This window comes from Streptomyces sp. NPDC059371, assembly GCF_042751995.1.
Lineage (GTDB): Bacteria > Actinomycetota > Actinomycetes > Streptomycetales > Streptomycetaceae > Streptomyces.
On sequence record NZ_JBHYXD010000022.1, the window covers coordinates 14,709 to 20,947 of the forward strand.

Below are 6,239 nucleotides of genomic sequence, written 5' to 3' on the forward strand. Positions count from 1 at the left end.
CCACACACTCTGCCCGCGGCGTGCCTCCCCCCCGCCCCCGCCCGGCCACCCCAGGCCCCAACCCCCCCCGTCAACACACCCCCCGGCGGGGGGCGCCCCCCGCCCGCTTCCTCCGCGTCGGTGATCCGGTGATCCCGTGTTCCGGTGATCCGATGGACCGGCGGTGCGGCGGTCCGGCGGATCAGTGGTGGTCGGTGCCGTGCAGCGGGAATCCCGCGATGCCCCGCCAGGCGAGCGAGGTCAGAAGCTGGACCGCCTGATCGCGCGGGACACTGCGGTCGCTGTGCAGCCAGGAACGGGCCACCACCTGGGCCAGACCACCGAGGCCCGAGGCCAGGAGCATCGACTCCGCGCGCGAGAGACCCGTGTCCTCGGCGATGACGTCACAGATCGCCTCGGCGCACTCGTGCGTCACCTTGTCGACCCGCTCGCGCACCGCCGGCTCGTTGGTCAGGTCCGACTCGAAGACCAGCCGGAACGCGCCGCCGTCGTCCTCCACGTACGCGAAGTAGGCGTCCATTGTGGCGCGGACGCGCAGCTTGTTGTCCGAGGTCGACGCGAGCGCCGCCCGTACCGCCAGGAGCAGCGACTCGCAGTGCTGGTCGAGCAGGGCGAGGTACAGATCGAGCTTGCCCGGGAAGTGCTGGTAGAGAACCGGCTTGCTGACGCCCGCGCGCTCGGCGATGTCGTCCATGGCGGCCGAGTGATATCCCTGCGCAACGAAAACTTCCTGGGCGGCGCCGAGGAGCTGGTTGCGCCGGGCACGGCGCGGCAGGCGAGTGCCCCGCGGGCGTGCTGCCTCTGTCTGCTCGATGGCTGTCACGCCGCCTCCCAATCTTGTCCACGTGCGGTGTGCGCCGCGCCGCCATCGTACTTTTCGGTAACCCCGCTGTGTGCGGTGCGGGCGCAGAATTTCACGGACCGGACCCGACCGGGACGGCGCACAGTGTGCCGAAGGGGACGAGCTGGGCACCCGGGCGGCGCGGCGGCCCTGATCAGCGCCGTCGGGTCACCCGTGAATACCGGCTCGCGGAGGGACGCCGATCCGCCCGCGGACGCCGCGTCACCTGTAGTCGTCCTCGTTCAGTCGGACGACCCGGGCCTGCTCGGCCAGATCCGCGTCGTCGGCGTTGAGGCGGTCGCCCGGGGGCTCCGGGTCGACGTCGTCCGCGGGGTCCAGCTCGGCGGACTGCTCTACGGCGTCGGCCTCGGGGGCCTCCGCGTCGGGAATCTCCCGGAACTGGTCGTCGAACGTTCCGGGGTCTGTCGGGTCGACTGTCATGGTTCCTCTTCCCGAACGGTACGAGTGCGCTCCTGTATGCCGGACGAGTGCCCTCGTTCGAAGCCTAGGAGACACGCGATCCGGACGCTATGCGATCCGCCCGTGATCTGTGACGGCGAACACATGAGCCCCGGCGTGATCGTCTCGTAACATTGCGGCATGTCTTCGACCGAACTTCCTTCCGCGCCGGCCGCGAGTGTCATGCCGAGGGTCGGCGCCGTCAGGGTCGCGGAGGGGGAGAGACTGCGATCGGTCGGGCTGCCCGGCATCACCCTGACGATCCGGTCGAGACCGCCGGTCCGGGAGGGACTTCCGCCCGCGCTGTACGTGCACGGTCTGGGCGGCTCCTCGCAGAACTGGTCGGCACTGATGTCCGAGCTCGACGGGCTGGTGGAGAGCGAGGCCCTCGATCTGCCGGGCTTCGGCGACTCGCCGCCGCCGGACGACGGCGACTACTCGATCACCGGACACGCGCGCGCGGTCATCCGACACCTCGACGCGTCCGGACGCGGGCCAGTACATCTTTTCGGCAATTCCCTCGGTGGAGCCGTCACCACACGCGTCGCGGCGGTGCGGCCGGATCTCGTCCGGACGCTCACGCTGGTGTCTCCCGCGCTGCCCGAGATCCGGGCCCAGCGCACCGCCTGGCCGACCGCGCTGCTCGCTCTGCCCGGGGTGGCGGGACTGTTCACGAAACTCACCAAGGAATGGAGCGCTGAGCAGCGCGTACGGGGGGTGCTGGCCCTCTGTTACGGCGATCCCGGCATCGTCACTCCCGAGGGGTTCCGCCACGCGGTCGAGGAGATGGAACGGCGGCTCGCCCTGCCCTACTTCTGGGACGCCATGGCACGCTCCGCGCGCGGGGTCGTGAACGCCTACACGCTCGGCGGGCAGCACGGACTGTGGCGTCAGGCCGAACGGGTGCTCGCCCCGACGCTCCTGGTCTACGGCGGCCGGGACCAACTTGTCGGCTACCGTATGGCCCAGCGCGCGGCCCGTGCCTTCCGCGACTCCCGGCTGCTGTCCCTGCCGGAGGCGGGGCACGTCGCCATGATGGAGTATCCGGGGACGGTCGCCACCGCCTTCCGTGAACTCCTGGCGGACCTGGAGGAGTTGACCTCTTCGGTGGCAGTCGGCGTGGAGAGCTGAGGCGGGAAGTGGGACGACACAGTCGTCGGGGGCGGGCCGGCAAGACGGACACCGCGCAGACGCGAGCGGTTCCGGCGGAGGAAGCACCACCCGCGCCCGCACCGGGCCCGGACGGCGCCCGCCGTGCGACGACACGCCCGCCCGGACCCCTGGGGCCCTACCCGCCCGCGAACGGCACCCCGCAGCAGAGCGCACCACGATTCCCCGACGGGACTCCGGCGCACGGTTTCCCGCGTGTGACGGACGGCACTCCCGCGCGTGGGGTGCCGCGTTACGCCGACGGGACCCCGGCTCACGGCATTCCCCGCTTCCAGGGCGGCGCCCCGGCCCAGGGCGGAACCCCGGCCCAGGGCGGAGCCCCGGCCCAGGGCGGGCCACGGTTCCAGGGTCGTGCCCCGGTTCACGGCGGGCCGCGCCTTCCCGACGGGACCCCGGCCCACGGAAGCCCGCGGCTTCCCGACGGGACCCCCGCCCATGGAATGCCGCAGGTGCGGGGCGGGCATCCCGAGCAGCGTGAACAGGGCGGCGGCTGGGGGGAGTCCGGAGCCGGCGGAGCTTCTCGGGGCGCGCCCGCCGGGGCGCGGGTGCCCCGGCAGCGTCAGCAGACCGTGGCGGGACCCCGGCAGGCGTACGTCGACGCGTTCGACCTCGACGAGGGGCCGGACGACGGCGCGGCGGGGCGGACGGTCGGCTCCCGTGCGGCCGGGCTCGACGACTCCGCCGACCGGAACGCCCGGTCCACCGGCACGGGTGACCGCCCGCTGCCGGAGGCCGGTGACCAGGACGAGGCCAAGGCCCGCAAGGGATGGGCGTTCACCGGGATCGCGGCGGCGGCCGTCACCACCGTGCTGGCCGTCGTCGTGGCCGGACAGATGGCCACGGGAGGGCACGAAGCCGACGCGCGGGCGCAGACAGCCGACAGCGGCGGCCGGACCACCCAGGACTCCGCCTCGCGCGGCGACGACCGGCCGACCCAGTCGGGGCAGCCGCAGGTGGCCGCGGCGCCCCTGACGTACGACCAGCAGATGGCCAGGACGTACCCGCTCGGGGCGAAGCTCAAGGCGTCGGGGAAGTTCGCCGTGGTGCCCGGAGTCGCCAAGGCGCCCGGTAAGGGACACAAGTACACCTACCGCGTCGACATCGAGCAGGGCCTCGATCTCGACGGCGCGCTCTTCGCCGACGCCGTGCAGAAGACCCTGAACGACAAACGGAGCTGGGCGCACGGCGGCACCCGGACCTTCGAGCGGATCGATTCCGGCGAACCGGACTTCGTCATCACGCTGGCGAGTCCCGGCACCACCGCCGAGTGGTGCGCCAAGTCGGGGCTCGACACCACGGAGGACAACGTGTCGTGCGACTCGGCGTCCACCGAGCGCGTCATGATCAACGCGTACCGCTGGGCCCAGGGCTCCAAGACCTACGGCTTCGGTGACGAGATTCACGCCTACCGGCAGATGCTGATCAATCACGAGGTCGGCCACCGGCTCGGATACGGCCACGTCACCTGCGAGAAGGACGGCGATCTCGCCCCGGTCATGCAGCAGCAGACCAAGTTCCTCGACCACGACGGAATTCACTGCCGACCCAACCCCTGGGCCTATCCCGCGAGTTGACGGAAAGCGCGCGCATCGCTTTGACATGCGGAAAAAGATCGTTCATATTTTCCGCATGTCCTCCCGTCACGCCTCCGTTCGCGCCGCCATCGAGCTGGCGCTCATCGGCGTGACCGCGCTCTGCGTGGCCGACATCCACTGTTGCTGACGCCCGCCCCAGGCGAGTGCGTCGCTTTCCCTCCCGTCTTGTTCCCGTGCGCCCCTGAACCTCCGCGGTTCCGCGCGCCCGTGCCCCTTTCGGTCCGGTCGGACTCCGACGCCTGACGCCCTGGGCGAGCTCTGCGCTCCGCCGTCTCACTCCGTGTCATTCCGTCTCAGTATTCGAGTCATCCGAGAGGTCGTCTTCCGATGCGTCAACCGTCCGTCACAGCGCGCCGCGTGGCCGCGGCATCCGTCAGCCTGATCGTGGCAGCGGGCGCCGCCGCCTGCGGGCCGAAGGACAACGATGCCAAGAGCTCCGGTGGCGACTCAAAGCCCCACAAGGGCGGCACCCTCACCGTCCTGAACCGCAACCCGCAGGAAGACTTCGACCCCGCGCGGCTCTACACCTCCGGCGGCGGCAACGTTCCCTCGCTCGTCTTCCGCACGCTCACCACCCGCAACCGTGAGAACGGGGCCGCCGGCGCCAAGGTCGTGCCCGACCTCGCCACCGACACCGGCCGCGCGAGCGAGAACGCGACCGTGTGGACGTACACCCTGAAGAAGGGCCTCAAGTACGAGGACGGAACCGCGATCACCTCCGCCGACATCAAGTACGGCATCGAGCGCTCGTTCGCGGCTGAGCTCTCCGGAGGCGCCCCCTACCTGCGGGACTGGCTGATCGGCGGCGCCGACTACCAGGGTCCCTACAAGGACAAGAAGGGCCTCGACTCGATCGAGACGCCGGACGATCTGACCATCGTCTTCCACCTGAACAAGCCCGAGGGCGAGTTCCCCTACCTGGCCACGCAGACGCAGTTCGCGCCCGTCCCGAAGGCCAAGGACACCGGCACGAAGTACGAGGAGCACCCGGTCTCCTCGGGTCCGTACAAGGTCGTCAAGAACGAGAACGACGGTGAGCGCCTCACCCTGGAGCGCAACACGCACTGGTCCGCGTCGACCGACGCCGAGCGCAAGGCCTACCCGGACAAGATCGACGTACGGTCCGGTCTTGACTCCTCCGTGATCAACCAGCGGCTGTCCTCCTCCCAGGGCACGGACGCCGCCGCCGTCACCACGGACACCAACCTCGGCCCGGCCGAGCTCGCCAAGGTGACCGGGGACAAGGCGCTGGCATCGCGCGTCGGCACCGGGCACTTCGGCTACACGAACTACCTCGCCTTCAACCCGAAGGTGAAGCCGTTCGACAACCCGAAGGTGCGCCAGGCGATCTCGTACGCCATCGACCGCAGCTCGGTGATCAACGCCGCGGGCGGTTCGTCCCTCGCCGAGGCCGCCACGACGTACCTGCCGAACCAGAACTCCTTCGGCTACACGCCCTACGACCTCTTCCCGGCGGGCGCCTCCGGCAACGCGGCCAAGGCCAAGGAACTCCTCGCGCAGGCCGGTTACAAGAACGGTCTGAGCATCACGCTCACGCATTCCAACAGCAAGGACTTCGAGACCAGCCCCGAGATAGCGACCGCGATCCAGGACGCGCTCAAGAAGGCCGGCATCACGGTCAAGCTCCAGGGTCTGGAGGAGAACGACTACAGCGACAAGATCACCACCGCCAAGACCGAGCCGGGCCTCTTCCTCGCCCACTGGGGTGCCGACTGGCCCTCCGGCGGTCCCTTCCTGGCCCCGATCTTCGACGGCCGGCAGATCGTCAAGGACGGCGCCAACTTCAACACCGGTTTCCTCGACGACAAGTCCGTCAATGACGAGATCGACGCGATCAACAAGTTGACCGACCTCGGCGAGGCCGCCAAGCGCTGGGGCGCACTGGACAAGAAGATCGGCGCGCAGGCGCTGACGGTGCCGCTGTTCCACCCCGTCTACAAGCGCCTGTACGGCAAGGACGTCAAGAACATCGTGATCAGCGACTGGACCGGCGTTCTGGACATCTCCCAGACCGCGGTGAAGTAGCCCTGTGAGCGAGGCACTTGTCGCCTCCCCGGCCCCCGGGGGGCGGGGGGGGCGCGCGGGGTGGCCGGGGGGCCGGGGGCGCGCGGGGAGGGGGGGGGCGGGGGGGCGGCGCGCGCGCGGGGGCGCGG

The 6,239-nt window shown here is 70.6% G+C and carries 6 protein-coding genes; 4 read left to right on the top strand and 2 right to left on the bottom strand.

Annotation, left to right across the window (positions count from 1 at the left end; all coding sequences use genetic code 11):
- Positions 1 to 181: 181 nt before the first annotated feature.
- The gene (locus tag ACFXGX_RS15405) at positions 182 to 823 is read right to left on the bottom strand and encodes a TetR/AcrR family transcriptional regulator (RefSeq protein WP_339131315.1); all 642 of its coding nucleotides are present in this window, start codon (positions 821 to 823) and stop codon (positions 182 to 184) included.
- 240 nt (positions 824 to 1,063) lie between these two features.
- Positions 1,064 to 1,282, bottom strand: coding sequence for a hypothetical protein (locus tag ACFXGX_RS15410; RefSeq protein WP_384790261.1), 219 nt, complete (start codon positions 1,280 to 1,282; stop codon positions 1,064 to 1,066).
- Positions 1,283 to 1,441: 159 nt separating this feature from the next.
- On the opposite strand from ACFXGX_RS15410, the gene ACFXGX_RS15415 reads away from it, so the two are divergent.
- The 4 genes from ACFXGX_RS15415 to ACFXGX_RS15430 all read left to right on the top strand — a co-directional run bounded on the left by ACFXGX_RS15415 (position 1,442) and on the right by ACFXGX_RS15430 (position 6,111).
- Positions 1,442 to 2,431: an alpha/beta fold hydrolase gene (locus ACFXGX_RS15415; protein WP_384790264.1), complete on the top strand. Its 990-nt coding sequence runs from the start codon at positions 1,442 to 1,444 to the stop codon at positions 2,429 to 2,431.
- 8 nt (positions 2,432 to 2,439) lie between these two features.
- The gene (locus ACFXGX_RS15420; RefSeq protein WP_384790267.1) at positions 2,440 to 4,044 is read left to right on the top strand and encodes a DUF3152 domain-containing protein; all 1,605 of its coding nucleotides are present in this window, start codon (positions 2,440 to 2,442) and stop codon (positions 4,042 to 4,044) included.
- Between the two features lie 55 nt (positions 4,045 to 4,099).
- Positions 4,100 to 4,192 carry an Ms4533A family Cys-rich leader peptide gene (locus ACFXGX_RS15425; RefSeq protein WP_318658278.1) on the top strand — a complete coding sequence of 31 codons (93 nt, stop codon included), beginning with the start codon at positions 4,100 to 4,102 and terminating at the stop codon, positions 4,190 to 4,192.
- Positions 4,193 to 4,392: 200 nt separating this feature from the next.
- A complete protein-coding gene (locus ACFXGX_RS15430) occupies positions 4,393 to 6,111 on the top strand; it encodes an ABC transporter substrate-binding protein (RefSeq protein ID WP_384790272.1) in 1,719 nt (572 codons plus the stop codon).
- Positions 6,112 to 6,239: the final 128 nt, after the last annotated feature.